22 protein-coding genes are annotated in these 24,012 nt (G+C 60.9%); 13 read left to right on the forward strand and 9 right to left on the reverse strand.

The window, feature by feature from the left end:
• The first annotated feature begins 50 nt into the window (after positions 1–50).
• Positions 51–527: an FKBP-type peptidyl-prolyl cis-trans isomerase gene (locus AC07R0_RS07635; protein WP_495104371.1), complete on the forward strand. Its 477-nt coding sequence runs from the start codon at positions 51–53 to the stop codon at positions 525–527.
• A gap of 136 nt (positions 528–663) precedes the next feature.
• Here the strand turns inward: AC07R0_RS07635 and ctlX are convergent, their stop codons facing one another.
• Positions 664–1,620: a citrulline utilization hydrolase CtlX gene (gene ctlX / locus AC07R0_RS07640; RefSeq protein ID WP_495104372.1), complete on the reverse strand. Its 957-nt coding sequence runs from the start codon at positions 1,618–1,620 to the stop codon at positions 664–666.
• Positions 1,621–1,728: 108 nt separating this feature from the next.
• On the opposite strand from ctlX, the gene AC07R0_RS07645 reads away from it, so the two are divergent.
• From AC07R0_RS07645 to slmA, 3 genes are read left to right on the forward strand one after another with little or no spacing between them, the layout of a single operon-like run.
• Complete coding sequence (locus AC07R0_RS07645) at positions 1,729–2,151, forward strand: Lrp/AsnC family transcriptional regulator (protein WP_495074127.1); 423 nt, start codon at positions 1,729–1,731, stop codon at positions 2,149–2,151.
• A gap of 58 nt (positions 2,152–2,209) precedes the next feature.
• Positions 2,210–3,094 (forward strand): acetylglutamate kinase, encoded by an 885-nt coding sequence (gene argB / locus AC07R0_RS07650; protein ID WP_495074126.1) that lies wholly within the window; start codon positions 2,210–2,212, stop codon positions 3,092–3,094.
• A 9-nt stretch (positions 3,095–3,103) separates the two neighbouring features.
• Complete coding sequence (gene slmA / locus AC07R0_RS07655; RefSeq protein WP_495104373.1) at positions 3,104–3,730, forward strand: nucleoid occlusion factor SlmA; 627 nt, start codon at positions 3,104–3,106, stop codon at positions 3,728–3,730.
• 14 nt (positions 3,731–3,744) lie between these two features.
• On the opposite strand, the gene AC07R0_RS07660 is transcribed toward slmA, so the two are convergent.
• Positions 3,745–4,416, reverse strand: coding sequence for a substrate-binding periplasmic protein (locus AC07R0_RS07660; RefSeq protein WP_495104374.1), 672 nt, complete (start codon positions 4,414–4,416; stop codon positions 3,745–3,747).
• 22 nt (positions 4,417–4,438) lie between these two features.
• Positions 4,439–4,606, reverse strand: coding sequence for a hypothetical protein (locus AC07R0_RS07665; RefSeq protein WP_495097587.1), 168 nt, complete (start codon positions 4,604–4,606; stop codon positions 4,439–4,441).
• A 445-nt stretch (positions 4,607–5,051) separates the two neighbouring features.
• On the opposite strand from AC07R0_RS07665, the gene AC07R0_RS07670 reads away from it, so the two are divergent.
• The 3 genes from AC07R0_RS07670 to AC07R0_RS07680 all read left to right on the forward strand — a co-directional run bounded on the left by AC07R0_RS07670 (position 5,052) and on the right by AC07R0_RS07680 (position 8,998).
• Positions 5,052–7,463, forward strand: a complete 2,412-nt coding sequence (locus AC07R0_RS07670; protein ID WP_495097586.1) for a bifunctional diguanylate cyclase/phosphodiesterase — start codon at positions 5,052–5,054, stop codon at positions 7,461–7,463.
• A 187-nt stretch (positions 7,464–7,650) separates the two neighbouring features.
• Positions 7,651–8,370, forward strand: a complete 720-nt coding sequence (locus tag AC07R0_RS07675; RefSeq protein ID WP_495104375.1) for a hypothetical protein — start codon at positions 7,651–7,653, stop codon at positions 8,368–8,370.
• Positions 8,371–8,572: 202 nt separating this feature from the next.
• Complete coding sequence (locus AC07R0_RS07680) at positions 8,573–8,998, forward strand: SRPBCC family protein (RefSeq protein WP_495104376.1); 426 nt, start codon at positions 8,573–8,575, stop codon at positions 8,996–8,998.
• Between the two features lie 84 nt (positions 8,999–9,082).
• Here AC07R0_RS07680 and AC07R0_RS07685 read toward each other — a convergent pair whose 3' ends face one another.
• Positions 9,083–10,621, reverse strand: coding sequence for a UxaA family hydrolase (locus tag AC07R0_RS07685; RefSeq protein ID WP_495104377.1), 1,539 nt, complete (start codon positions 10,619–10,621; stop codon positions 9,083–9,085).
• Between the two features lie 14 nt (positions 10,622–10,635).
• Positions 10,636–11,346 carry a FadR/GntR family transcriptional regulator gene (locus AC07R0_RS07690; RefSeq protein ID WP_495097582.1) on the reverse strand — a complete coding sequence of 237 codons (711 nt, stop codon included), beginning with the start codon at positions 11,344–11,346 and terminating at the stop codon, positions 10,636–10,638.
• A 200-nt stretch (positions 11,347–11,546) separates the two neighbouring features.
• Here AC07R0_RS07690 and AC07R0_RS07695 point away from each other — a divergent pair, with 200 nt between their 5' ends.
• The gene (locus tag AC07R0_RS07695; RefSeq protein ID WP_310376454.1) at positions 11,547–12,395 is read left to right on the forward strand and encodes a fumarylacetoacetate hydrolase family protein; all 849 of its coding nucleotides are present in this window, start codon (positions 11,547–11,549) and stop codon (positions 12,393–12,395) included.
• Between the two features lie 114 nt (positions 12,396–12,509).
• Here AC07R0_RS07695 and AC07R0_RS07700 read toward each other — a convergent pair whose 3' ends face one another.
• From AC07R0_RS07700 to AC07R0_RS07715, 4 genes are read right to left on the reverse strand one after another with little or no spacing between them, the layout of a single operon-like run.
• A complete protein-coding gene (locus tag AC07R0_RS07700; protein ID WP_495104378.1) occupies positions 12,510–13,331 on the reverse strand; it encodes an ABC transporter permease in 822 nt (273 codons plus the stop codon).
• Between the two features lies 1 nt (position 13,332).
• Positions 13,333–14,598 (reverse strand): ABC transporter permease, encoded by a 1,266-nt coding sequence (locus tag AC07R0_RS07705; RefSeq protein ID WP_495104379.1) that lies wholly within the window; start codon positions 14,596–14,598, stop codon positions 13,333–13,335.
• A 22-nt stretch (positions 14,599–14,620) separates the two neighbouring features.
• A complete protein-coding gene (locus AC07R0_RS07710; RefSeq protein WP_495104444.1) occupies positions 14,621–15,649 on the reverse strand; it encodes an ABC transporter substrate-binding protein in 1,029 nt (342 codons plus the stop codon).
• Between the two features lie 49 nt (positions 15,650–15,698).
• Positions 15,699–16,805 (reverse strand): ABC transporter ATP-binding protein, encoded by a 1,107-nt coding sequence (locus AC07R0_RS07715; RefSeq protein ID WP_495097580.1) that lies wholly within the window; start codon positions 16,803–16,805, stop codon positions 15,699–15,701.
• A 164-nt stretch (positions 16,806–16,969) separates the two neighbouring features.
• Here AC07R0_RS07715 and AC07R0_RS07720 point away from each other — a divergent pair, with 164 nt between their 5' ends.
• The 5 genes from AC07R0_RS07720 (at position 16,970) to AC07R0_RS07740 (ending at position 24,008) form a co-directional block, all read left to right on the forward strand.
• Entirely contained in the window at positions 16,970–18,385 is a 1,416-nt protein-coding gene (locus tag AC07R0_RS07720) for an aminotransferase-like domain-containing protein (RefSeq protein ID WP_495104380.1), read from the forward strand.
• A 229-nt stretch (positions 18,386–18,614) separates the two neighbouring features.
• On the forward strand, positions 18,615–19,319 hold the full coding sequence (locus AC07R0_RS07725; RefSeq protein WP_495104381.1) for a TetR/AcrR family transcriptional regulator: 705 nt from the start codon (positions 18,615–18,617) through the stop codon (positions 19,317–19,319).
• A 2-nt stretch (positions 19,320–19,321) separates the two neighbouring features.
• Positions 19,322–21,130, forward strand: coding sequence for an acyl-CoA dehydrogenase C-terminal domain-containing protein (locus AC07R0_RS07730; protein WP_495074113.1), 1,809 nt, complete (start codon positions 19,322–19,324; stop codon positions 21,128–21,130).
• Positions 21,131–21,150: 20 nt separating this feature from the next.
• Positions 21,151–21,579 (forward strand): DUF2147 domain-containing protein, encoded by a 429-nt coding sequence (locus tag AC07R0_RS07735; RefSeq protein ID WP_495104382.1) that lies wholly within the window; start codon positions 21,151–21,153, stop codon positions 21,577–21,579.
• 14 nt (positions 21,580–21,593) lie between these two features.
• Complete coding sequence (locus AC07R0_RS07740; protein ID WP_495104383.1) at positions 21,594–24,008, forward strand: 3-hydroxyacyl-CoA dehydrogenase/enoyl-CoA hydratase family protein; 2,415 nt, start codon at positions 21,594–21,596, stop codon at positions 24,006–24,008.
• Positions 24,009–24,012: the final 4 nt, after the last annotated feature.

The following is a 24,012-nucleotide window of genomic DNA, read 5'->3' on the forward strand; positions in this document are numbered from 1 at the left end:
CGCGAAAATAGGCTGCACCTGTCCTATTTCCGCCCCTGGCGGCTTCCAGCATGAAAATCGAAAAAAACACCGCCGTCACTCTGCGCTACAAGGTAGCCGACGCCAAGGGCAAGCTCATCGAAGCACCCAAGGACCCCATGGTCTACCTGCACGGCGGCTACAACAACACCCTGCCCAAGATCGAAGAAGCCCTGGAAGGCCGCGTGGCCGGCTACCAGGTTACCTTGAACCTGCAGCCTGAAGACGCCTTTGGTCTGCGCGACGAGTCGCTGGTGCGCAGCATCCCCAAGAGTGAATTCCCACCCGGCGTAAAGGTCGGCGGCCAGCTCAAGGGCCGTACCGACGACGGCCGCGAGCACATCTACAACGTGGTCAAGATCAAGGGCCCCGAGGTGCTGCTGGACGGCAACCACGCCCTGGCCGGCCAAGCCCTGCAGTTCACCGTGACGGTGGTCAGCGTGCGTGCCGCGTCGGACGAAGAGGTGGCGCACCAGCACGTACACGGCGAGCACGGCCACCACCACTGATTTCGCTCCCAGTTCAACCCGATATGTCGTTACTTCGCCCTCGTCCAGCCCCAGAGGGGATGGGCGACATGCCGTGGCAAGCCACTGTCTGCGGCTTCGCGCCTAATCTCGGATTGAACTGGAAACGAAATAGCACCTATCCCTGCCGCGGGGATAGGTGGATGCCTGCAATCATGCAGCGCACCGATCCCCCTGCCATCTCAATCGTCGGCACGGCCAGCGGCAGCAGGCGGGCTGATTTTTCGATAACCGCTTTCTGCGCGGTTGTCAGGCTGTTGCAGGCACGCTGCGATAGCGCCAACACCCGGCCGCCACGACCAGATAGTTCGATGGCATTGCCGGCAAATTCGGCAATCTGCGCTGCGCTCAGGGCAATCACCTCGCGCCCCGACTCTTCCAGCCGCGCCCGCACCTGGGCTGCCCGCTGCATGTCAGGGATCATGTCCATGCCCACCAACGCGAAATCCGTGGCCACGCACATCAGCACGTTGGTGTGGTAAATCGGTTTGCCCGCCGCATCGGCTGTGTCGAACAGCATGGGCTCGAAGTTGAAATGGGTGCTGAAGCGCTCCAGCAGCACCGGGTCGGCCCGGTGCGAACGGGCGGTATAGGCCACGCGTGCCAGGTGGTCGAACACCATGGCGCCCGTGCCTTCCAGGAATAGGTTGTCCTGCTCCAGGCCGGAGTAGTCGATCACGTCCTGCACCCGGTACTGCGTTTTCAGCATCTCGATCACGTCGTTGCGTCGTTCGCGGCGGCGGCTGGGCGAGTACATGGCATAGATGGCGATGTGCCCGCCGGGGTGGGTGGAGAACCAGTTGTTGGGGAACACCGCGTCCGGCGTGTCGCGTTCGCCCGTGTCTTCGAACAGGTGCACGCGCACACCCGCTGCCTCCAGCTGGGCCACCGCTTCACTGGCTTCGCGGTAGGCGGCCGCGGCAATGCTGTGCGCGGCCTCCTGGGCGGCCGGGCTCTGGAAGACGTTGTCGGCGGCGGTTTCGGGGTTGGGGGTGAAGCGGTGCGGCCGGACCATGACGACGGCGCTGGGCGCCTGGATGGAGGCCGCGCGGGAAGGGGTGGTAGGTGTGTGCATGGCGGTATTTTTCCGCCCGGGGGCGCCAAAATGAAGCGTACAACTTGGCAGGTCTTACAGTAAACCTTACATTTAGCCCATCAATATGGGCACTGTGGCTAATTTCTAATGGACGATACCGACCGTCAATTGATCGCGCTGCTGCGCGACGACGCCCGCATGCCGGTGGTGGCCATCGCCAAAAAGCTGCGCCTGGCGCGTGCCACGGTGCAAAACCGCATCGCCAAGCTGGAGGCCGATGGCACCATCGTCGGCTATTCGGTGCGGCTGCGGCCCGAGGTGGAGGCGCACCGCATTCGCGCCAGCATGGGCATTGCGGTGGACGGCCCGCATGGCGAGGAGGTGCGCCGCACGCTGCGCGGCCACCCCAACGTGGTGACCCTGCACACCACCAACGGCCGCTGGGACCTGATCGCCGAGCTGCGCGCCGACACGCTGGAGGCGTTTGACAAGGTGCTCAACACCATACGCACCATTCCCGGCATTTCCAATACCGAGACCAGCATCCTGCTGTCGACCCACAAGCTGTAAAACTGCCACGGCAGCCTTATATGATTCAGCCTTAGCCTTTATTTGGGAACCCTGCTCCATGTCTACCCCGATTGCCCCCCGCGACAAAGCCGAAATCCTGGCCCAGGCCCTGCCGTACATACGCAAGTACCACGGCAAGACCATGGTCATCAAATATGGCGGCAACGCCATGACCGAGCCAGCGTTGCAAAAAGCCTTTGCCGAAGACGTGGTGCTGCTCAAGCTGGTCGGCATCAATCCGGTGGTGGTGCACGGCGGTGGCCCGCAGATCGAGTCGGCGCTGGGCCGCTTGGGCAAGAAGGGCCAGTTCATCCAGGGCATGCGCGTCACCGACGAAGAAACCATGGAAGTGGTCGAATGGGTGCTGGCCGGCCAGGTGCAGCAGGACATCGTGGGCCTGATCAACCAGGCCGGCGGCAAGGCCGTGGGCCTGACCGGGCGCGACGGCGCCATGATCCGTGCCAAGAAGCTGCGCATGGCCGACAACGCCGACCCCAGCATCGAGCATGACATCGGCCAGGTGGGCGATATCGAGAGCATCGACGCCAGCGTGGTCAAGTCGCTGCAAGACGACGCCTTCATCCCCGTGGTCAGCCCCATCGGTTTTGGTGTGGACAACGAAAGCTACAACATTAACGCCGACGTGGTGGCCGGCAAGCTGGCCATCCAGCTGCAGGCTGAAAAGCTGCTGATGCTGAGCAACATCCCTGGCGTGCTGAACAAGGCCGGCGCGCTGCTGACCGATCTGACCGCTACCGACATCGACGGCCTGTTCGCTGACGGCACCCTGTCGGGCGGCATGTTGCCCAAGATTGCCGGCGCGCTGGACGCGGCCAAGAGCGGCGTGAAGGCCGTGCACATCATCGACGGCCGTGTGCCGCATGCGCTATTGCTGGAGATCCTGGGCGACCAGGCCTTTGGCACCATGATTCGTTCCAACTAAAGCGCCCGCATGGCCGAAGACACCGAGCTGGTAGAGACCAGCGCACCGCGCAAGCGTCCCAAGCCGGGCGAGCGCCGGGTGCAGATTCTGCAGACCCTGGCTGCGATGCTGCAGCAGCCGGGTGCCGAACGCATCACCACCGCCGCGCTGGCAGCCCGGCTGGAGGTGAGCGAAGCGGCGCTGTACCGGCACTTCGCCAGCAAGGCGCAGATGTTCGAGGGCCTGATCGAGTTCATCGAGCAGTCGGTGTTCTCGCTGGTGAACCAGATCATGGCCCATGACGACGGCAACGGCCTGCGCCAGGCCAGCCGCATTGTCTCGGTGCTGCTGCAGTTTGGCGAGAAGAATCCCGGCATGACCCGGGTGATGGTGGGCGACGCCCTGGTGTTCGAGAACGAACGCCTGCAGCAGCGCATGAACCTGTTCTTCGACAAGATAGAAGCCACCTTGCGCCAGTGCCTGCGTACGGCCAGCGCCGGCAGCGACACTCCCACGGTGGACGCCCAGGTGCGGGCATCGGTGCTGACCTCTTTCGCCGCCGGGCGGCTGCAGCGCTTTGCGCGGTCTGGGTTTACCAGGCTGCCGACCGAGCACCTGGAAGGCAGTTTGCGGAGTTTGCTGGCGGCTGCGGGCTAGACCGCGATGGGCGCCTAGTTCAAGTATTTGGCGTAAATGGCATCGAAGGACTTGTCCTTCTTCATGGATGCCAGTGCCTTATCAAATTCGGCGCTGATTTTCGCGTAGTCGCGCTTCTTGTTGAAAGCCAGGTAACTGGGAATGGACTCAACGGCGGGGCTTAACTCCTTGATCTTGCCGATGGAGCCCGCCTGTTTTGCGGCATCCAGAAATACCGCCCGGTAACTGGGTGCAAAATCAATTCTCTTGGCGGCAAGCATGGCAACGAGGCTGTCAACGCTGCTGGTATAGGTGATGTTCTGCCAAGTCCCATTCTTGACCAGCTTATCGATATCCGGACCGTAGCTTGTGTCGCGAATGATGCCCGCTCTGAGGTGCGATAACTCGGCTAAATTGTCAGTAAATTGAATATCCGAATCTGTATGGATAAAAAGGACTTCGATTTGCGTGATGACCGGGTTCTCGGTGTAGGCAAGAAACGCCTCTCGCTCAGGCAGTCTGAAAACCGAGAATATGCCATCCACATTGCCCTCGCGTACTTCGGCCAAGCAACGTGCCCATGGCATTAACTGGATTTTTACGGAGTGGCCAGAGCGTCGGAAGGCTTCGGTCACCACATCCACCAGAATACCCGTCGGCTTGCCGTCCACGATGTAGGCTGTAGGACGGCTGTCGGCTGCAACCAATACCAAGTCTTCAGCATAAACACTATTTGAAGCCTTGGTTATGACGAGTATGACCAATAGCCAAATTCTCAATGAGTGAAAGAGCGAAACTCGCTTGTTGTTTATCACTCTTGAGTTTCTCTGGAATATGGGTTGGGGTTATTGCCGCAACGGCGAATACTAAAGCGCCGATGGTTTTCGATGTCGCCATCTAAAACTCTTGGAAATCCTCCATGAGGGGACCTGGCGGTCTCGTCACTTTCAGCGTAGCACATTTGGATTTACTTCGTCATCCTTAGACGGGTTTCAACTTCCTGCTTGAAGTTGTTCGAGCGTCTGCGGAAGCATCTGACCCGATAGTGACAATTTTTCAGGGGCCGTGGACTCCGTCCTGTCGATGTCCAAACCCAGACTTCTTACCAGAAGACGGCTCAAATTTCAGTAACTACGTGTGTCTGCAGTAATGCTGCTGGACGTACACTCTGGCTGAACAACTGCCGGTACTTGCGAAGGGAGTCATGAGTTTGGCAAGACGAACGCGGCCCTGGTTTTAAGGTCGCTCAGGCGCTCGGATCGTGGGCACGTTCTGAGGGGCCTTCCCGCGGACGTGAGCGACGAGAGCATCTTTGATGCAATGCCCAACAGCTGGAGTGCTGATGACACTTGCCGACGTTTTTAAATTGAATTTTTTCAATAAGGCGCTGATTCGTAACAACGGCATCGCGCGCAGGATCATGTTGGCCGTGGTCTTGTTCAGCTCCGCCGTCACCGCAGTCATCACCGCGGTGGAGCTCTACCTGGACTATCGAGGGGACATACGCGGCATCAATGAGCGGGTGGAGTCGATTCGCAAGGTGTATCTGCCCACTTTGGTGGAAAGCGTCTGGGTGCTGGAGCCCACCCAGATTCAGAACCACCTCAACGGCCTGCTGAACCTAGGCGACATTGAGTATCTGAGTATCGTCTCCAACGGCAAGACCCAGTGGTACGCTGGCGCCCGTACCTCCAAGCGCCAGATGGAAACGGTCTTTCCCTTGAATCGCCTCAACTTTGGGGAGAGCGTGCTCATTGGCGAGCTGCATGTGGTTGCCAGTGTGGACAACGTGGTGGCGCGGTTGTGGTCCAAATTTATCGTCATGCTGGTGAGCAACGCCATCAAGACCTTTTTGGTCACCGCCTTTGTTTTGTTGATCTTTCAGGCTTTGGTGGGGCAGCATCTGGAACATATTGCCGGCTATCTTCTGCAGTTTTCCAGGAATGTATCCAGTGAGCAGCCATTGCTGCTCAACCGCCGGGATGGTGGCCGTTGGCGCCCCGACGCTCTCGACCACGTGGCGAACGCCGTCAATCGGATGCGTAATGAGATCAAGCGCTCTGGCGCCGCGCTCAAAGCCAGTAATGAACGGCTGGAGTCGATGGTGAAAAACTCGCCGCTGGCCATCTACACCTGTGACTGCAACAACCTTGTGATCAGCTGGAACCCGGCCGCACAGAGAATGTTTGGCTGGACTGCCGAAGAGGCCATTGGCCATAAGGTACTCTTCATCCCAAAGGACAAGCTGCAGGAGTACGACAGCATTGTTTCCAGGTTACGCAATGGGGAGTCGCTTAACCAGGTCGAATTGGTTCGGCAGCGCCGCGACGGCTCTGTCATTCACATCAGCTTGTCCACCGCGCCCTTGTTCACTGAGAGCGGGCAACCCGATGCCAATATATTCCTTGTGGCCGACATCACCCAGCGCAAATTGGCAGAGCAGCAGATTCAGTTCCAGGCTTTCCACGATGTACTGACCGGTCTGCCCAATCGTCTGCTGCTACAAGATCGTTTCGAGCAGGCAAAGGCCCGAGCGAGCCGGACAAACTGGCGCGTGATGCTGCTGTTTCTGGATCTGGACAACTTCAAGAGCATCAACGACACGCTGGGCCACGATAGCGGCGACGCGTTTCTTAAACAGATTGCCACTCGCCTGAGCGCCGGCATGCGCGAAACCGACACCATCAGCCGGCTGGGCGGTGATGAGTTCCTCATTCTTTTGCCGGACCTGACCCAGGCGGAAGATGCAGCGCCAATTCTCGCGAAGCTCATGGAGCAGATGCAACTACCCTTCTTTGCTGAAGGCCAGGAAATATCGACTTCGGTGTCCATGGGGGTGGCCATTTTTCCCGAAGATGGCACGAGCTTTGAAAGCCTGCTCAAGAAGGCCGACATGGCCATGTACAAAGCCAAGAGTGATGGGCGCAATACCTACCGTTACTTTGACGACGCGATGGACGTGGAGGCGATCGAGCACCAGTTCATCCGCAACGGTCTACGGCGCGCGCTGGAGCGCAACGAATTCGTTTTGCATTACCAGCCCCAGATCGATCTGGCCAGCGGCGCCATCATCGGGGTCGAGGCCCTGATCCGGTGGAACCACCCCCAGCTCGGCATGGTGTCGCCTGCGCGTTTCATACCAGTGTCCGAAGAAAGCGGTCTGATCGTTCCGATTGGTGACTGGGTCTTGCGAGAAGCCTGCCGCCAGGCCATGGCTTGGCAGCGGGACGGACTGCCTGAACTGTGCATGGCGGTGAACCTCTCGGCAGTGCAGTTCAAACGCGGTAGCGTGGAGCAGTCGGTGATCCATGCGCTGGAAGACAGCCGGCTGAACCCCGCTCTGCTGGAGCTGGAGCTGACCGAGTCGATCCTGATACAGAATGTGGAGAGCGTGCTGGACTGCGTCAAGCGCCTGAAGCTGCTGGGTGTGAAGCTGTCGATCGACGATTTCGGTACCGGCTATTCCAGCCTGTCGTACTTGAAGCGTTTTGACATCGACAAGCTCAAGATCGACCAGTCCTTCGTGCGCGATTTAGGTACTGACCCCGATGACGCCGCTATCGTGCGTGCCATCATCCAGATGGCCCGCAGCCTGAATTTGCGCACCATCGCCGAAGGCGTTGAAACCGCCGACATGCTGCACCAGCTACGCGTCTTCGGTTGCGACGAGGCACAGGGTTATTACTTTGCGCGACCAATGTCGGCGGATGAAGTCACCAGCTATCTGCACAAGGCGAAGACGGCTGAAGTTTGACCTGAGATCAGAATGGATGAGCTGTCGTTGATGTTCGTGCAAGGCGATGCCTTTCATGGCACAGCCAATTCATTTGGTATGCGGAATCTGTTGAGGTGAGAAAAAATCGCACCAACACCAAGGAAGATCCGAATTGATAAATTTTATTTGGATCACTAGAATTTTCTGGCCTAAAGAAGGAGCATTTATGCCGCATATCACACGTGTTTTGTGGATTCTGCTGAGCATTTTTAGTGCTGTAGCCTACGCCCAGCCTTACGACCGGGTCGCATCATTGGCAGGGAATGGTTCGAGCCAAAAGGATGGAGTAGATGTGCAAGGCGAGCTACCGGATCTCATTCGCGCACTCGACCGCGTGACGCATACAAAAACAAAAATCATTCTTCGTCCATTTGCCAGGTCATTGTTGGAAACGGCCGAGGGCAATGCTGACTTTCATATGCCATTCATCCAAGTTGACGATTTGCCTGCGCCCAAAGGATTGGCCTATGTCACTGAGGTCGCTATTGGGAAAAGGCCGTTTGTTATTTACTCACGAAAGGCAGATCCGTTAGATGTCCATACAGTTGGAAAGAACAAGGTTGTGTTGATAGAAGCGGGACATTCTTCATTCTTTCCTTTTCCAGTGACTGAGTCCAGTTGCATGAGCTGTAGCTTGGACATGGTTTTGTTGAAGCGAGCAGATGCACTAGTTGTTGCGAATGATATTGTTGACCCACTTCTGGTAGATCCGAAGTACAAGAGCATTCACCGCGCGCTTTATAAATCCTATCCAGTTCGCGCGTTGGTCAATGCAAATGCCGATTCGACAGCAACCCGCCGCTATTTGATAGAGGGCGTAACGCGGTTGATGCAATCGGGTGAAATGGCTAAAAGCCTAAACGAATACTCTGATTGGCAACCTTGAGAGTTTGTTCATCGAGCCGTCGGTTTTCTCGCCGGTCAACCTGATGATGGCAAATGATAGAAACAAGGTTTTAATATTTTTTGCCTTCCTCTTTGGCATGTGGTTTTTATCGCAGCGCGGCCTCGAGGCTGAACGTGCACTTAAATGCTTGCTTGGAATTTGAAGGTGACCGATTCCCTTACTTAGGACAGGAGAACCCACCATGACTACCTTCCAAACGTTCAGAATCTTCACGGCATCCCCGGAGGCTGTATTCGCGGCATTTGCTGCGCCCGAGCGTTTGGCCAGGTGGTGGGGGCCGGACGGTTTTCACAACAGCTTCGACGTCTTCGAGTTCAAGCCCGGCGGTCAGTGGCGCTTCACCATGCACGGGCCGGACGGCTCTAGCTACCCAAACGAATCCACCTTCGGGCAGATTGAGCCGGCGCGCAAGATTGTCGTGCAGCATCTGTCGCAGCCGCACTTCGTGCTCACCATCGGCCTGGAGCCCACGGCGGCGGGTACGCGGGTGACATGGGAACAGGCTTTCGAGAGCGCGGAAGTCGCGGCCGCGGTGCGTCACATCGTGGAGCCGGCTAACGAGCAGAACCTGGACCGCTGGCAGGCCGAGCTGGCGACGGGCGGTTGATTTTTATTTGCTATTAAAAAGGTAGCTTCTTGCGCAGGTTTTATCTGCGTCAGAGCCCGTTTTTATGCATACTGTGGCTGGGGCCTACATCACCGCGCCAACCTGCCAGGGCACGAACTCGTTCTGCCCGTAGCCGTGGCGCTCGCTCTTGCTTTGCTCGCCCGAGGCGGTGGCCAGAACCAGCTCGAAGATGCGCTGGCCCATCTCCTGTACCGAGCTGCTGCCGTCGATGATCTCGCCGCAGTTGATGTCCATGTCCTCCTCTTGCCGCTGCCATAGCGCTGAGTTGGTGGCCAGTTTCAGCGATGGCGAGGGTGCGCAGCCGTAGGCGCTGCCGCGGCCGGTGGTGAAGCAGATCACGTTGGCGCCGCCCGCGACCTGGCCAGTAGCGCTGACCGGGTCGTAGCCCGGCGTGTCCATGAAGACGAAGCCGTGGGCCGTCACCGGCTCGGCGTATTCATACACGCCCTCCAGGTTTGTTGTGCCCCCTTTGGCAACTGCGCCAAGTGACTTCTCCAGGATGGTCGTCAGGCCGCCGGCCTTGTTGCCGGGCGAGGGGTTGTTGTTCATCTCGCCGCCGTTGATCTCGGTGTAGTTCTCCCACCATTTGATGCGGCCGATCAGCTTCTCGGCGATCTCCGGTTTGACCGCACGGCGCGTCAGCAAATGCTCGGCGCCATAGACTTCCGGGGTTTCACTGAGGATGGCGGTGCCGCCGTGGGCCACCAGCAGATCCACCGCTGCGCCTAGCGCCGGGTTGGCGCTGACACCCGAGTAGCCGTCCGATCCACCGCATTGCAGGCCGATGGTGATGTGGGAGGCGCTGCAGGGCTCGCGCTGCACATTGTTGGCGCTGGCGAGCATATTGCTCACCAAGGCAATGCCTTTTTCGACGGCATGGCGGGTGCCACCTGCGTCCTGGATGTTGTAGGTCTGCAGGGTGTCGCCTTCGCGCAGGCTGCTGTGGGCCAGCCAGGCGCTGGTCTGGTTGACTTCGCAGCCCAGGCCGATGACCACCACGGCGCCGAAGTTGGGGTGGGTGGCGTAGCCGGCCAGCGTGCGTTCCAGCAGTTGCAGGCCCAGGCCCTCGCCATCCATGCCACAGCCGGTGCCGTGGGTCAGCGCGACCACACCGTCGATGTTCGGGTAGCCGGCCAGCGCGGCGGGATTGGTCTGGCGCGAAAAATGGGCTGCGATGGCGCGGGCCACGGTGGCCGAGCAGTTCACGCTGCTGAGGATGCCGATGTAGTTGCGCGTGGCGACCCGGCCGTCGGCGCGTTTGATGCCCATGAAGGTGGCCTCACGGCGTGGCGCGGCGGGTTTCACATCGGCGCCAAACGCGTAGTCGCGGGCAAAGTCGCCCTTGTCCGGCCCCATATTCAGGTTGTGGGTGTGCACATGTTCGCCCGGACCAATGGAGCGGGATGCAAAGCCGATGATCTGGTTGTAGCGCCGTACGGGCTCGCCAGCAGCAATCGCGTGGGTGGCGATCTTGTGGCCGGGGGGAATCATGCCTTTGATGGCAATGCCCTCGACGCTGGCGCCGCTGAGCAGCTGGGCGCGGGCGATGAGTACGTCATCGGCAGGGTGGAGGCGGATGAAAGGGGCGGAAGTGGTGGTCATGGTGGCGGTGCGGTTCAGGCGGGGTTGGCTTTTTGCCAGCTGGCGTTCAGCCGGTGGTGGGATTTGTCCATGTGGGCATGCATGGCGGCACGGGCGGCATCAGCGTCCTGGACCTGGATGGCGGCCAGGATGGCCTGGTGCTCCTTCAGCGCCATGCGCCAGGAACGTGGGCTTTCAAAGTAGCCGCCCAGCCGGGTGAACAGGTGGCCGCGCCGCGCGTCCCAGAAGCCGTGGATGGTTTCCACCAGCACGGCGTTGCCACTGGCCTGCACGATGGCGGAATGGAAGTCTCGATCGCCGTCCAGCGGCGCCTTGCCTTGTGCGGCTTCGTCCTGCATGGTCTGCAGGGCCTGCTGCATGGCGGCGATGTGTTCGGGTAGGGCCAGGGTGGCGGCCAGAGCCGCGGTTTCACCCTCGATGACGCGGCGGGCGCGGATCAGCTCCAGCGGGCCCCATTCGGCGGCGGCCACGGCGGCGTCCGGGCTGCGTGGGCCGCGCTCCAGCACGTACACGCCTGAGCCAGTGCGCACCTCTACCCAGCCCTCTACCTCCAGCGCAATCAGCGCCTCGCGCACCGAGGGCCGGCTCACACCGAGCTGCAGGGCCAGCTCGCGCTCCGCTGGCAGCCGAGTGCCCACCGGGAACTCGCCGGACAGCATGCCCTTGCGCATCTGCTCGGCGATCTGGCGGTACAGGCGTTGGGGTTCCAGGGGGTGCAGCGGCATGGATCAGAAAGGTTCGGGCAGGGTAGAGAATGGGGTTAAGGGTTAGCCTTAATTGGCCAAGTGGTAAGGCCAATTAATAATCGCATACATCATGCTAGGTAGCATCCGGCAAAACCCAGGGGCCTGTGCCGCTGCAGATCCCTGCGGCCCATAGGCCTGGTTGGGGCTTTGAATCGCTTTTTTACACACAAAGGAAATCCATGAAACTCGTTCGCTATGGCAACCCCGGCAAGGAAAAGCCCGGCTTGGTCGATGCCGAAGGCAAGCTGCGCGACCTCAGTGCGGTAGTCAAGGACATCGGCCCGGCACAGCTCGGCGATGCGGCGCTGGCCAAGATCGCCAAGCTGAATCCGGCCAAGCTGCCGTTGGTCAAAGGCAAGCCGCGCATGGGCAGCCCGGTGGCGAACGTGGGCAAGTTCATTGCCATCGGCCTGAACTACGCCGACCACGCGGCCGAGTCCGGTCTGCCGATTCCGGCCGAACCCGTGGTGTTCATGAAGGCCACTTCCTGCATCCAGGGCCCGAACGACCCGGTGATGCTGCCCAAGGGCTCGAAGAAGACCGACTGGGAAGTCGAGCTGGGCGTGGTGATCGGCACGCAAGCCCGCTACGTGTCGCAGAAAGACGCACTGAACTTTGTGGCCGGCTACTGCACCATCAACGATGTGAGCGAGCGCGAATTCCAGATCGAGCGCGGCGGTACCTGGGACAAGGGCAAAGGTTGCGACACCTTCGGCCCGCTCGGCCCCTGGCTGGTGACGCGCGACGAAGTGCCGAACCCGCAAAAGCTCAGCATGTGGCTGGATGTGAACGGCAAGCGCGTGCAGACCGGCAACACCAAGACCATGATCTTCAGCGTGGCCAAGATCGTCAGCTACGTCAGCCAGTTCATGACCCTGATGCCGGGTGACGTGATCACCACCGGCACCCCGCCCGGCGTGGGCCTGGGCATGAAGCCGCCGGTGTTCCTGAAGAAGGGAGACACCATGGCCCTGGGCATTGAAGGCCTGGGCGAGCAGCACCAAGTAGTGGTGCCGTTCAAGCTCTAAGCTGAGTGCATCTCCAGGCCGTCAGGCTTGGGGATGCTTTTGTTGGTCTATAAGTTTTGGGGCTGTGGCGCTTATGGAATAAGCGCAAGTAGCTACTAAATTTGTAGCGCCTGCTTATTGACGCCGACCGCGCAGCCACTCCAGTGCCAGCAGCAGGCTGGTGGTGAAGATGATCAGCAGGGTGGCCACGGCGGCAATGGTGGGGCTGATGTTTTCACGGATGCCGTTGAACATCTGGCGCGGCAGAGTGGACTGCGAAGGGCCGGCCAGGAACAGGGTCACCACCACTTCGTCGAACGAAGTCGCAAAGGCAAACAGCGCGCCCGAGAAGACGCCGGGGGCGATGATCGGTAAGGTCACGCGCCAGAAGGTCAGCCAGGGCGAGGCGCCCAGCGACTGGCTGGCGCGCACCAGGTTCTGGTTGAAGCCCTGTAGCGTGGCCAGCACGGTGGTCAGCACAAACGGTGCGCCGAGCGCGGCGTGCACCATGATCAAACCGGCATACGAATCGGTCAGGCCGACCTTGGCAAAGCTCAGGTACGAGGCTACACCCACCACCACGATGGGCACCACCATGGGTGAAATCAACACGCCCATCAGCAGACCTTTGCCGGGAAAGTTCTCGCGTGCCAGGCCGACCGCCGCCAGCGTACCGAGGATGGTTGCCAGCACGGTGGCAGCGGGGGCAACGATGAAGCTGTTCTGCGCGGCCCGCTTCCATTCGTCCGAGCCAAACAGGTTCTGGTACCACTGCATGGACCAGCCGGGAATCGGGTACGACAGGAAGGAACTGGACGAGAACGACAGCGGAATGATCACCACGATGGGTAGCAGCAGGAACACCAGGATGCCGATGGCGAAGGCGCGCAGCGCCCACCAGCCGAGCTTGTCGAGCCAAGTGGCATAGGCGGGGAATACGGGGAGGAACTTGCTCATATCAGGTCATGCTCAGTTCGGTTTTCAACAGGCGGCGGTAGAGCGCATACAGCACCAAGGTCGTCGCCAGCAGCACGGTGGAGAGTGCTGCGGCCACGCCCCAGTTCACATCCACGTTGATGTACTGGGCCACGTAGTAGGACAGCATCTGGTCGTCGGCGCCGCCCAGCAGCGCTGGCGTGACGTAATAGCCGATGGACAGAATGAAGACCATCAGCGCACCGGCGCCGATGCCGGCATAAGTCTGTGGCACATACACGCGCCAGAAGGCGGCAATGGGTGTGCTACCCAGCGACACAGCGGCGCGCTGGAAGGTGGAGGGCACAGACTTCATCACGCTGTACAGCGGCAGGATCATGAAGGGCAGCAGCACATGCACCATGGCGATCACCACGCCGGTGCGGTTGAACAGCAGGGCCAGCGGGTCGTTGATGAGGCCCAGGTCCTGCAGGCCGTGGTTGATCAGGCCTTCGCGCTGCAGCAGCACGATCCAGGCGGCGATGCGCACCAGGATCGAGGTCCAGAAAGGCACCAGCACCAGAATCATCAGCAGATTGGCTTTGCGGGCCGGCAGGCTGCTCAGCCAGTAGGCTAGTGGGTAGGCCAGCAGCAGGCACCAGAGGGTGACGATGAAGCTGGTGGAGCAAGTGCGCCAAAGTATCTTGGTGAACACCGCACGCGATGGGTCTACAGCAACTATGTGGCCGGCTTCGCGTTGCAGGTCTAGCGCCGTCAGCAGGTAGTCGGGTGTCCAGCGCGAGCCGTTCTTGGCGATGGCGATCCAGTATTTGCCTTCGTTCCAGCGCGGGTCGATTTCTAGAATACGGCTGCGGTATTCCTCGTCGGACAGGCCGGGCGGCAGCGGCATGGCGCGGAAGGTGTTCATCACCAGCGAGCGCGCGCCAGGGGTTTCGGTATTCAGCCGTCGGGCCAGGCCGCCGGCCTGGCCGCCACCGCCGGGCAGCTGGGACAGGTCCAGCGCTAGGGCGGTGAAGGCGCGGGGCGGGGCCGTCATGGCCTCGTCCCAGCCATCCAGCGCACGCGCGGTGCGCGGCAGGGCAGACACGACCTCGGGGTTTTCTACCCCGCGCACCAGCAGCACCGCAATCGGCGCCAGCAGGATGACCAGCAGGTAGGCCAGCAAAGGCGTGGCCAAAGCAAAGGCCCAGAGCCGGGCGCGGCGCTTGGCCTTTGCCAGTTGGCGCATCAGCAGGTCGCGGTCCTCTATGCCGAGTGCATCTGCAGAGGTCAAGGTAGCGTCTCCCATGGTCATGACAGCCTGGCGGTGTTTACTGGGTGGCCCAGGCGGCGAAGCGCTTTTCCAGCTCTTCGCCCTGGTCGGCCCAGAACTTCACGTTGAACTGCAGCGAGTCCTTGGCATTGGCGGGAGAGGTGGGCAGATTCGCCAGCACTTCCTTGCTCAGCTGGGGCAGGGCCTTGTTGTTCACCGGTCCGTAGGCGATGTTGCGGGCGTACTCGGCCTGGGCGGCGGGGGCCGTGGCGTAGGCGATGAACTTCATGGCCGCGTCCTTGTTCGGCGTGCCCTTGGGGATGACCCAGTAGTCCAGGTCGTAGATGCCGCCGGTCCAGCCTATGCCCAGGTTCTTGCCTTCGCGGTTGGCGGCGTCGATGCGGCCGTTGTAGACCGTGCTCATGACCACATCGCCGGCGACCAGGAATTGGGGTGGTTGCGCACCGGCTTCCCACCATTGGATGTTGGGCTTGAGCTGGGTCAGCTTGGCAAATGCACGGTCGGCGCCGGCCTTGGTGGCCAGTACCTTGTAGACGTCGGCCGTGGGCACGCCGTCGGCCATCAGCGCGAATTCCAGGTTGTAGCGCGCGCCCTTGCGCATGCCGCGCTTGCCGGCGACCTTCTTGACGTCCCAGAAATCGGCCCAGGTCTTGGGCGGGGTCTTGAGCTTGTCAGCGTTATAGGCCATGACGGTGGACCAGACGAACACGCCCACACCACATTCATGCACTGCTGCGGACACATAGTCGGCCTTGTTGCCCACCTTGGCCCAGTCCATTTTCTCGAACAGGCCTTCGTCGCAGCCGCGGCTTACGTCGGGTGACTCGACCTCGACCACGTCCCAGGTGACCTTGCCGGCTTCGACCATGGCCTTGATCTTGGCTTGTTCGCCGTTGTATTCAACGGCCACGATCTTGGCGGCACCAGTCTTCTCGTAGGGCTCGTAGAACGCCTTCTTTTGTGCGTTGGCGTTGGCACCGCCAAAGTTGATCACATTGAGTTGCGTCTGGGCCAGGGCGGGCAGGGTGGCGACAGCCGCCAGCAGGGACAGGTATTTCAGCTTCATCACGGAAAACTCCATTTAAAAAAGAGGCAAACAAGGAAAGTGAACAGACTTACAGGTACACACGCAGGTGTTCGGGGGGGACATGCAGCCACAGGGTGTCGCCGCGCTCAGGTGGGCGGGCGACGGACAGGGGCAGCTTCACGGTGGCCAGGCCCTGGCCTTCGATGGCGCAGCGCAGGCGCAGGTGGTCACCGAAATACATGGTGTCGGCCAGTTGGGCCTTGAACACATTCAACTCGGGCAGCGCACTTTCCGTATGCACGGCGATGCGCTCTGGGCGCACGCTGGCGACGATGTTGGCGCCGACGTGGGCGGTGTTGACGTTCACCCCCAGGCAGCGGGTGACGGCGCCGGGAATGTTCAGTTCGCACAGGCCGCCTTCGCTGCTGCCGCAGGTGCCTTTGAGTGGAGTGTTGTCTCCCACAAAGCCGGCTACAAAGCGGTTGGCCGGGGTCTCGTAGAGCGACAACACTGGGGCCAGTTGCTGCACCACGCCGTCGTTGAACACGGCGACTCGGTCGCTCATGGTCAGGGCTTCGCTTTGGTCATGGGTTACGTAGACAAAGGTCACGCCGAGCTTCTTGTGCAGGTCTTTCAGCTCGATCTGCATGTGTTCGCGCAGCTGTTTGTCCAGCGCGCCCAGCGGCTCGTCCATCAGCACCAGCTGGGGTTCGAAGACCATGGCCCGGGCCAGTGCCACGCGTTGCTGCTGGCCACCGGACAGCTGGGTGGGGTAGCGGTCCTGCTTGCCGCGCAATTGCACCATGTCCAGCGCACGTGCCACGCGCTCGGCGCGCTGGTCCTTGGGTACGTTACGCACGCTCAAGGGGTAGGCCACGTTGTCGCCCACGGTCATGTGGGGGAACAGTGCGTAGTTCTGGAACACCATGCCGAAGTTGCGCTTGTGTGGTGGGGTGCGGGTGATGGATTTTTCGTTCAGGAAGATTTCGCCCGAGGTGGGCGATTCGAATCCGGCCAGCATCATCAGCGTGGTGGTCTTGCCAGAGCCGGACGGTCCGAGCAGCGTGAGAAACTCACCGCTCTGGATTTGCAGGTCCAGGTTCTGCACAACCAACTGGCTGCCGTCATAGGTTTTCTGAACGGCCGAAAAGCGAACCAAGGGCTGGCTGCTGGTGGTTTGCGCGTGGGTTGCCATGGGTGTTGTTCGCCGCTTGTCGTTGCAATGCCGGTATTTTTGGGCGAAGCTTGATCTAGCACCATGTACACGCATGCTGTGTGTGGCACGGTACGTGTAGGTCCACAGACCGGTACACACAAACCCTACGCAAAATACACGTCGCTAGCGCTTCCAATACCGCCATGTTTAAGTTTGAATTTCGCCAAGGCACACCGTTGGTGGCGCAGATCGTTGCGCGTATAGGGGAGATGGTCGATACGGGGCGGCTGCGGGCAGGGGCCAAGCTGCCATCCATACGCCAGTTCGCCCATCAAAACGGGGTCAGCATCTTTACCGTGGTCGAGTCGTATGACCGTTTGGTGGCTTCGGGCTATGTAGTGTCCCGGCTGAACGCGGGGTTTTTCGTTTGTGCTCGCACTGCTTCGGTGCACTCACAGGTCTCAGAGGCTCCGTCGGCCCTGTCCGCCGGCAGTTTTGACAACATCTGGTATCTGCAGCGCATTTTTGAAAACCACCACCTGCCGTACAAGCCCGGTTGTGGCTGGTTGCCACCCAGCTGGTTGTTCGAGGATGGCGTGCGCCGCGCCATGCGTTCGCTCACGGCTGCAGATCCCATGCCGCTGGGCGACTACGGCGACCCACTGGGCTATCCACCTTTACGGGCCTGGATTTGCGAGAGCATGCGCCAACAGGCTATCCACATCCAGCCGCACCAGGTCCTGCTGACCCAGGGCGCGAGCCAGGCGCTGGACCTGGCGGTACGCTGGCTGGTAGGGCCTGGTGACGTGGTGCTGGTGGATGAGCCGGGCTATCCCAACCTCATCAACGCGCTGCGCTTTGTGGGCGTGCGCCCACACGGTGCACCCAGAACGTCCGATGGCTGGGACCTGGCCGCGCTGGAGGACCTGATTGTGCGGCTGCGGCCCAAGGTCTTCTTTACCCAGCCGCGCTTCCATAGCCCTACCGGTTCGGTGGCCACGCTGCAGCAGTTGCACAAGGTGTTGCGACTGGCCGAGAAGTACGACGTGCTGCTGGTGGAGAACGATATTTACTGCGACCTGGATACCGAGGCCCGCCCTTCGCTGGCCAGTCTGGATAACCTTTCACGTGTGGTGTATGTGGGGAGTTTTTCGAAGTCGATTGCCCCCAGTCTGCGTTGCGGCTACCTGCTGGCCCATGCAGACATCATGGGGGATTTTTCTCGTCTCAAGATGTTCTCCGGGCTGACCAGCTCGGAGCTGATCGAGCGCATCGTGCATGTGGCTTTGAGCGACTCGCACCGCCCACGCTATCTGCGCAGTCTGCGCACCCGTATGACCCAGGCCCACGAGCGCTGCGCCCAAAGGCTGCGGCAAATGGGTTTTGAGTTGTTCTGCGAACCCCGGGGCGGCCTGTTTTTATGGGCCTGGCATCCGCGCATCCAGAACGTGGTGGACTTGGCCGCGCGGGCCAGTGTGCACGGCATCATGCTGGCACCAGGACATTTGTTCAGCACGGTGGCTGCGACGCAGAACTGGATGCGCTTCAACGTGGCCCAGTGCGAGAGCGATGCCGATGCCTTTGTGTACCAGTGGCTGGAGAAAGAGTTGGCTGCCTGATTTCCGGCCATTGCCGGTACGGCAAGGCTTGCGCTGGGCTGTAGTGCTGCAGCTGAACTGAGGCAATGCATTGCCTTGCAGTTAAAGATGGGCGTGTTTTATAGCCAACCTAGGGTTAGTACTTGGGCTTATTGCATGGGCCTTCCCAAAAAATGCATTGCTAAAAGCATTGGCTTCGAATATCCTTAAATAGCACGATCGTTCGTTTTATTTTTGCGTAAAGGATGCCATGTCTGCCAAAGGAGACCCTGTGGATGCCACCCGCGCCCCTGCGGTAGAGGGCGTGCGGGATGGTCGCGCCTTGATCAAGGGCCGGCAGACCAAGGCATCCATCATCGAGGCGGCGCTGCGTCTGGCCAGCCATATCGGGCTGGAGGGCTTGAGCATCGGTGCTCTGGCCGAAGTCACACACATGAGCAAGTCCGGCGTGTTCGCGCATTTCGGTTCACGCGAAGAGTTGCAGATATCGGTGATCCGCGAGTACCACCGCCAGTTCGAGGCCGAGGTGTTCTACCCCGCCATGCAGGCTCCGCGTGGCATGCCACGGGTGAAGGCGCTGTTTGCCAACTGGATGCAGCGCGTGTCCATCGAGCTGCAGTCGGGTTGCATCTTCATTAGCGGCGCGGTTGAGTTTGACGACCGGCCCGGCCCGGTGCGTGACGCTCTGGCCAGCTCGGTCCAGGCCTGGTTGTCGGCATTTTGTCGGGCGCTGGAGCAGGCCAAGGAAGAGGGCGATCTGCGCCCCGATGCGGACGAGCGCCAGGCCGCGTTCGAGATCCATGGCCTGATTCTGTCGCTGCACTACGAAGCCCGATTTTTGAAAACCCCCGGTGCCGTGGCCCGCGCCAACACCGGGTTTGACAACATCCTGGCGCGCTACGGTGTTACCGCGCCAGTCTCTACTTCCAACCCTTCCCGTATTTCCAAGGACTAACCATGCCCACTTACACGCCCCCCCTGCGCGACATGCAATTTGTGATGCACGAAGTGCTCAAGGTCACCGACGACCTGAAGCTGTGCCCACAGCATGTGGACACCGATGCCGACACCATCAACGCCGTGCTGGAAGAAGGCGGCAAGTTCGCCGCCGAGGTCGCCTTCCCGCTGAACATTAGCGGCGATGCCGAAGGCTGCACACTGGACAAAACCACGCACGAAGTCACTGCCCCCAAGGGCTTCAAGCAAGCTTATGCGCAGTACGTCGAAGGCGGCTGGGCCGCGCTCAGTTGCGACCCGGCCTACGGCGGCCAGGGCCTGCCGTTTGTGGTGAACCAGTGCTTCTATGAAATGCTGAACTCGGCCAACCAGGCCTGGACCATGTACCCCGGCCTGTCACATGGCGCTTACGAAGCCCTGCTGGCCCACGGTACCGATGCGCAAAAGGCGCTGTATCTGCCCAAGCTGGTCAGCGGCCAATGGACCGGCTCCATGTGCCTGACCGAGCCGCATTGCGGTACCGACCTGGGCTTGCTGCGTACCAAGGCTGAACCGTTGGCCGACGGCAGCTACGCCATCACCGGCAACAAGATTTTCATCAGCGCGGGTGAGCACGACCTGGCCGAGAACATCGTCCACCTGGTGCTGGCCCGCCTGCCGGATGCGCCCCAAGGCAGCAAGGGCATCAGCCTGTTTGCCGTGCCCAAGTTCCATGCCAACGCCGACGGCAATGGCAATGTGACTATGGGTGAGCGCAACGGCATCTACTGCGGCGGCCTGGAACACAAGATGGGCATCCACGGCAACTCCACTTGCCAGATGGTGCTGGACGGCGCCATCGGCACTATCGTGGGCCAGCCCAACAAGGGCTTGGCGGCGATGTTCGTGATGATGAACGCAGCCCGCCTGGGTGTGGGTAACCAGTCCCTGGGCTTGACCGAGGTGGCCTACCAGAACGCCCTGGCCTACGCCAAGGACCGTATCCAGATGCGCTCGCTGACCGGTAACAAGGCCAAGGACAAACCGGCCGACCCCATCATCGTGCACCCCGATGTGCGCAAGATGCTGCTCACCGCCAAGGCCTATGCCGAAGGTGGCCGCGCGCTGGGCATATTCTGTGGCGTGCTGCTGGACAAGGAACACAGCCACCCCGACGAGAAGGTACGTGCCGACTCCGGCGACATGCTGGCTCTGCTGACGCCTATCGTCAAAGCCTTCCTGACCGACAACGGCCACATCTCCACCAATGCCTGCATGCAGGTGTTTGGCGGCCACGGCTTCATCAAGGAATGGGGCATGGAGCAGTATGTGCGCGACAACCGCATCAACATGATCTACGAAGGCACCAACACCATCCAGTCTCTGGACCTGCTGGGCCGCAAGATCCTGGGCAACAACGGCGCCACCCTGAAGAAGTTCGGCAAGCTGGTCGCCGCGCTGGTAGAAGAAGAGGGCGTGAACGAGAAGATGGGCGAGTTCATCACCCCCATCGCCATCCTGGGTGACCAGGTCACCAAGTTGACCACCGAGCTGGGCTTCAAGGGCTTCCAGAACGCCGATGAGGTGGGCGCGGCCGCCGTGGACTATCTGCGCGTGGTGGGCCATCTGGTATTTGGCTATTTCTGGGCCCGCATGGCGCAGGTGGCGCTGCGCGAGATCGCAGCTGGCAACACAGACCCGTTCTACCAGGCCAAGCTGCAAACCGCACGCTTCTATTTCGCCAAGCTGTTCCCTGAAACCGCGACGCTGATGCGCACCATCCGTAGCGGCAGCAAGGCTTTGATGGACACCGACGCAGCTCTTGCTTAAAACTGCACCGGAGACATGCCATGAAGAAATTGATAGCACTCTGCGCAGGTTTTATCTGCGCTAGCGGCGTATTTGCCCAAATGACGCCCGAAGGGCTGTGGCGCAATATCGACGACAAGACCGGTGAGCCCAAGGCAGAGATCCGCATCACCGCCAACAACGGCGTGCTCTCCGGTGTGGTGGAAAAAGCCTTGGTCACCAGCGGTGAGCCCAACTGCACACAGTGCACGGACGACCGCAAAGACAAGCCCAAGGTCGGCATGGAAATCATCCGCGGTGCGAAGAAGGCCGAGGGCAAGGACTTGTGGGAAGACGGCAAGATCCTCGACCCCGACAACGGCAAGAACTACACCCTGCGCATGGTGCCGCTGGAAGACGGCAAGAAGCTGCAGGTGCGTGGCTACATCGGCCCCTTCTATCGCACCCAGATCTGGCTGCGCGTGCAATAAATCGAAAGAATGTGATGTCTAAATTTCCCATCAAAAAAGTCGCCGTGCTAGGCGCAGGCGTGATGGGTGCGCAGATTGCTGCGCACCTGGTCAACGTCAAAGTGCAGGTCGTGCTGTTTGACCTGAAGGCCAAAGAAGGCCCGGCCAACGGCATCACCGCCAAGGCCATCGCCAACCTGAAAAAACTCAAGCCTGCACCTCTCGGCGTGGCCGAAGATGCGGAGCTGATCCAGCAGGCCAATTACGACGACCACCTGGAGCAGTTGAAAGACTGCGACCTGGTCATCGAAGCCATTGCCGAGCGCATGGACTGGAAGCTCGATCTGTACAAGAAGATCGCGCCCTTCGTCGCCCCGCACGCGCTGGTGGCGTCCAACACCTCCGGCCTGTCGATCACCAAACTCAGCGAGGCCTTGCCCGAGGAAATCAAGCCGCGCTTCTGCGGCATCCATTTCTTCAACCCGCCGCGCTACATGTACCTGGTGGAGCTGATCAACACGCCCACCACCCGGCCCGAAGCGCTGGACCAGCTTGAAGCCTTTGTCACCACCAGCCTGGGCAAGGGCGTGGTGCGCGCCAAGGACACGCCGAACTTCATCGCCAACCGTGTCGGCATTGCCGGCATGCTGGGCATCATCGGCGAGACCGCCAAGTTCGGCCTGACCTATGACGTGGTCGACGACCTGACCGGCAAGCGGCTGGGCCGTGCCAGCTCGGGCACCTTCCGCACCGCCGACGTGGTGGGCCTCGACACTATGGCCCATGTGGTCAAGACGCTGCAAGACAATTTGAGTTTAGAGACCGACCCGTTCTACGGCAGCTACGGTACGCCGCCGGTGCTGGCCAAGCTGCTGGAGATGGGCAACCTGGGCCAGAAGGCCAAGGCGGGTTTCTTCAAGAAAGTGGGCCGCGACATCCTGCGCTTCGACATGGCTTCGGGCAACTACGTGGCCGGTGGCGAGAAGGCTGACGAGGTCTACGGCCGCATGCTGAAAAAGCCCGCCGCCGAACGTCTGGCCCTGCTGCGCAACAGCGAGGGACCGCAAGGCCAGTTTCTGTGGGCCGTTCTGCGCAACAGCTTCCACTACGCCGCCGTGCACCTGCAAACCATTGCTGAAACCGCGCGCGACGTGGACCTGGCGATGCGCTGGGGCTTCGGCATGCAGCAAGGCCCGTTCGAGCTCTGGCAGGAAGCCGGTTGGCTGACCGTGGCGAATTGGATCAAGGAAGACATCGCCGCCGGCAAAGCGCTGAGCAATGCGCCGCTGCCCGACTGGGTGTTCAACGGCCCGGTGGCAGAGGCCGGTGGCGTCCACACGGCCGAAGGCTCGTGGAACCCATCTACTTCCAAATTTGTAGCGCGCCACGCACTGCCTGTCTACGCCAGGCAGCTGTTTCCCGAAAAAATATCCGGCCACACCCAGGGCCTGGGCCTGGGCGGCGGCTTTGAAACCGCTGGCAAGACCTTGCATGAAGACAAGGCGATCCGCCTCTGGACACTCGATGACCAGATCATCATCGCCAGCATCAAGACCAAGATGCACGCCATCAGCCCCGAAGTCTCTGAAGGCCTGGCCCGCGCGGTCGATCTGGCCGAGAAGGACTACGCCGGCGTGGTGATCTGGTCGGGCGACGAGCCCTTCAGCGCCGGTGCCGATCTGCAGGCCATGCTGCCCGGCTTCATGATGGGCGGTGCGGGTGCCATCAACAAGATGGAAAAGGCACTGCAAAACGTGATGCTGAAAATCCGCTACGCCAATGTGCCTGTGGTGTCTGCCGTGCGCGGCCTGGCGCTGGGCGGCGGCTGCGAGCTGGCCGTGCACTCGGCCCGACGCGTGGTGGCGATGGAGAGCTATATCGGCCTGGTCGAAGTCGGCGTCGGCTTGGTGCCTGGCGCGGGTGGCCTGACCTATATCGCCCGCCGGGCTGCCGAGAACGCTGCCCTGTCCACCCACAAGGACTTGCTGCCCTTCCTGACCGAAGGCTTCACGGCTGCCGCGATGGCCAAGGTCGGCACCAGCGCGCTGGAAAGCCGCAAGCTCGGCTACCTGTTGGACAGCGACGTCATCGTGCCGAACAAGGACGAGCTGCTGTTTGTGGCGCTGAACGAAGCGAAAGCCATGGCCGCTGGCGGCTACCGCGCGCCGCACAAGCGCCAATTCCTGGTGGCAGGCCGCAATGGCAAGGCCACCATCCAGGGCCAGTTGGTGAACATGCGCGACGGCGGCTTCATCAGCCAGCACGACTTCCACATCGCCAGCCTGATCGCCGGCGTGGTGACTGGCGGCGACGTGGACAGCGGCACGCTGGTGACCGAGGAATACCTGATGAGCCTGGAACGCAAAGCCTTCTGCAGCCTGCTGGACAACGCAAAAACGCAGGAACGCATCATGGGTATGCTGAACACCGGCAAGCCCGTGCGCAACTAAGGAA

It is taken from the genome of Rhodoferax sp. GW821-FHT07F03, from assembly GCF_059418745.1.

What these genes read in the sequence shown, in the direction of transcription:
- AC07R0_RS07710 (WP_495104444.1), bottom strand. Translation starts at nt 15,649, where the DNA reads ATGAAGCTGAAATACCTGTCCCTGCTGGCGGCTGTCGCCACCCTGCCC.
- AC07R0_RS07685 (WP_495104377.1), bottom strand. Translation starts at nt 10,621, where the DNA reads ATGACCACCACTTCCGCCCCTTTCATCCGCCTCCACCCTGCCGATGAC.
- ctlX (WP_495104372.1), bottom strand. Translation starts at nt 1,620, where the DNA reads ATGCACACACCTACCACCCCTTCCCGCGCGGCCTCCATCCAGGCGCCC.
- AC07R0_RS07665 (WP_495097587.1), bottom strand. Translation starts at nt 4,606, where the DNA reads ATGGCGACATCGAAAACCATCGGCGCTTTAGTATTCGCCGTTGCGGCA.
- AC07R0_RS07635 (WP_495104371.1), top strand. Translation starts at nt 51, where the DNA reads ATGAAAATCGAAAAAAACACCGCCGTCACTCTGCGCTACAAGGTAGCC.
- AC07R0_RS07705 (WP_495104379.1), bottom strand. Translation starts at nt 14,598, where the DNA reads ATGGGAGACGCTACCTTGACCTCTGCAGATGCACTCGGCATAGAGGAC.
- argB (WP_495074126.1), top strand. Translation starts at nt 2,210, where the DNA reads ATGTCTACCCCGATTGCCCCCCGCGACAAAGCCGAAATCCTGGCCCAG.
- AC07R0_RS07725 (WP_495104381.1), top strand. Translation starts at nt 18,615, where the DNA reads ATGTCTGCCAAAGGAGACCCTGTGGATGCCACCCGCGCCCCTGCGGTA.
- AC07R0_RS07680 (WP_495104376.1), top strand. Translation starts at nt 8,573, where the DNA reads ATGACTACCTTCCAAACGTTCAGAATCTTCACGGCATCCCCGGAGGCT.
- AC07R0_RS07700 (WP_495104378.1), bottom strand. Translation starts at nt 13,331, where the DNA reads ATGAGCAAGTTCCTCCCCGTATTCCCCGCCTATGCCACTTGGCTCGAC.
- AC07R0_RS07690 (WP_495097582.1), bottom strand. Translation starts at nt 11,346, where the DNA reads ATGCCGCTGCACCCCCTGGAACCCCAACGCCTGTACCGCCAGATCGCC.
- AC07R0_RS07695 (WP_310376454.1), top strand. Translation starts at nt 11,547, where the DNA reads ATGAAACTCGTTCGCTATGGCAACCCCGGCAAGGAAAAGCCCGGCTTG.
- AC07R0_RS07735 (WP_495104382.1), top strand. Translation starts at nt 21,151, where the DNA reads ATGAAGAAATTGATAGCACTCTGCGCAGGTTTTATCTGCGCTAGCGGC.
- AC07R0_RS07740 (WP_495104383.1), top strand. Translation starts at nt 21,594, where the DNA reads ATGTCTAAATTTCCCATCAAAAAAGTCGCCGTGCTAGGCGCAGGCGTG.
- AC07R0_RS07715 (WP_495097580.1), bottom strand. Translation starts at nt 16,805, where the DNA reads ATGGCAACCCACGCGCAAACCACCAGCAGCCAGCCCTTGGTTCGCTTT.
- AC07R0_RS07670 (WP_495097586.1), top strand. Translation starts at nt 5,052, where the DNA reads ATGACACTTGCCGACGTTTTTAAATTGAATTTTTTCAATAAGGCGCTG.
- AC07R0_RS07675 (WP_495104375.1), top strand. Translation starts at nt 7,651, where the DNA reads ATGCCGCATATCACACGTGTTTTGTGGATTCTGCTGAGCATTTTTAGT.
- AC07R0_RS07720 (WP_495104380.1), top strand. Translation starts at nt 16,970, where the DNA reads ATGTTTAAGTTTGAATTTCGCCAAGGCACACCGTTGGTGGCGCAGATC.
- AC07R0_RS07645 (WP_495074127.1), top strand. Translation starts at nt 1,729, where the DNA reads ATGGACGATACCGACCGTCAATTGATCGCGCTGCTGCGCGACGACGCC.
- AC07R0_RS07730 (WP_495074113.1), top strand. Translation starts at nt 19,322, where the DNA reads ATGCCCACTTACACGCCCCCCCTGCGCGACATGCAATTTGTGATGCAC.
- slmA (WP_495104373.1), top strand. Translation starts at nt 3,104, where the DNA reads ATGGCCGAAGACACCGAGCTGGTAGAGACCAGCGCACCGCGCAAGCGT.